This is a genomic window from Collinsella aerofaciens (assembly GCF_039752985.1).
Taxonomy (GTDB): domain Bacteria; phylum Actinomycetota; class Coriobacteriia; order Coriobacteriales; family Coriobacteriaceae; genus Collinsella; species Collinsella aerofaciens_BT.
On the sequence record NZ_JBDMHA010000128.1, the window covers coordinates 1 to 1979 of the forward strand.

General features: G+C 55.7%; 2 protein-coding genes. Both read right to left on the minus strand.

The window, feature by feature from the left end:
• Positions 1-627: 627 nt before the first annotated feature.
• Positions 628-1752, minus strand: a complete 1125-nt coding sequence (locus ABHR76_RS09965; RefSeq protein ID WP_346977642.1) for an aminotransferase — start codon at positions 1750-1752, stop codon at positions 628-630.
• 149 nt (positions 1753-1901) lie between these two features.
• On the minus strand, positions 1902-1979 hold a 78-nt coding region (locus ABHR76_RS09970; RefSeq protein WP_195192534.1), incomplete at its 5' end, for an arginine deiminase family protein.

Here is a 1979-nt window from a genome sequence, read left to right on the forward strand (position 1 = left end):
CAGACCTTCCTGAGCTTGCCGATCTCGGAAGGCACGTGCAGACCTTTCGTCATGGCCTCCTACCTTTCTTTCGGGCCCCTGTCAGGGCCGATTCGTTAGCGCCCCTCCGTGTGAGGCGTTATTGCTGACGACATATTTATATCCAAAATCAGTTCATACTTCCACCTCGCCCCCGAACGGTTTTATATGAGGGGTGAACGGCATACACATATACTTCACGCATGGCACACTTTGATTTAATAAAGTGTATTTACGTGCTTAAACGCGTTTTCAATCCAAAAATCAATTGGAACTAAACTTTGTTAAACCACCCTCATATTGCATATTTCCAATAAAGCTATGAATAGAATTAGCGGTTCGTACTGCGTCTCAACCATTTTCATTTTTATTCAGAAAAAAGTTTGTCCTATTCATTTCTGGTAAACAAATTACCGTTTACCAGACGCTTGATACCGTTCACCGGAAGCTCAGTATAAGGCCCAGCGGATACCGACTCGCTTTACGGCCCCATTTGTAACAACTTGACTTCTCGGTATAGAAAAACGGACCCGCTTCCCCTAGGGAAACGGGTCCGTTTTCGATTATCTTCGGCCAATTTTGATAAGGCCCTCGAAGATCATCGGAATCCTAGCGATCAAACTCCGCCAGTGCCTCGCCCAAAAGCCTCAGGCCCTCGCGCAGAACGTCCTCGCTCGCGCAGTAGCCCAGGCGTGCGCCACAGGGAAGCTCAAAGCGGCTGCCGGGTACCAGCAGCACTCCCCTCTCGGACAGCAGGCGCTTGCAGAACTCCTCGTCGTCCTCGGGAATATCCAGCTGGATAAACGAGGTAGACACGCCCTGTGGGGCCGTCCAGGAAACGCGATGCTGCGTATCGATCCAAGCCTGCGCGATATCGCGGTTGCCAAACACGATCTTGCGATTGCGCTCGAGGATCTTGTCCTTGTGCTCAAGCACATAGGTCGCCAAGGCGTCGTTGAACACACCGCCGCAGATCATGGTGTAATCGCGATAGGTACGGATGCGGTTGGACACCTCTTCGTCGGCCACGACCCAGCCCACGCGGGCCGCAGGCGTCGAATAGGTCTTCGACAACGAGTTGGTGACAATGGCCCTCTCGTACACGTCGACCATCGACATAAAGGACTCAGTGTTCTCGAGCGGCAGATACACCTCGTCACACAGCACGTAGGCGCCCACCGAACGGGCGATCTCGGCAATCTGGCCGAGCATATCGGCATCAAGCACCGCACCGATGGGGTTCGATGCGTTGTTGATGCAGATGAGCTTGGTGTTGGGGCGCACCAAGCGCTTGAGTTCCCCGATATCGGGCTTCCAGCCGAGTTCCTCGCGTAGCTTCCAATAATCGACCTCGGCGCCCAGCGTGCGCGGAATCTCGTAGAGTGGCGCGTAGGTGGGCCACTCGGCGATAACGTGGTCGCCGGGCTCGACCACAGCCATGATGGCGTTGAGGTTAGCGCCCGTGCAGCCATTGGTCTGCAGAATGTGATCGGGATTGACCTCGCGACGATACAGCTTAGCAACCTCGGCCTTAAACTCCGGCGAGCCCTCGATCCAGCCGTAGTTCATCTTCTCGCGGTCCAGGCGCTCGTAGAACGTGGCGCCGTCCTGCTCATCGAGCGCGCGCAGCTCGCCCATGGTGAGCGACGAGATCGTCGACTGGGCGATGTCCCACGTGGCGCTCTTCTCCCAAACGTTGAGCCATTCCTCAACGCCAATCGTCTTGATGTCCATGGCCAAGCTCCTTACAAAAGCAGTCATCCAATCGTGTTGACGTTCCTCATACAAGATTGGGGCGGTGCGAAAACCCGCACCGCCCCAATGGGAGACATCTAATGGCAGCTAGATGTATGTATCAAGACCTGTACGGGTCCTTGAAGACCCTAGAGGTCCTCGCGCCAGAAGGGCATGCTCATGCAGCGCGGGCCGCCGCGGCCGCGGGAGAGCTCGGCGGAGGGCAC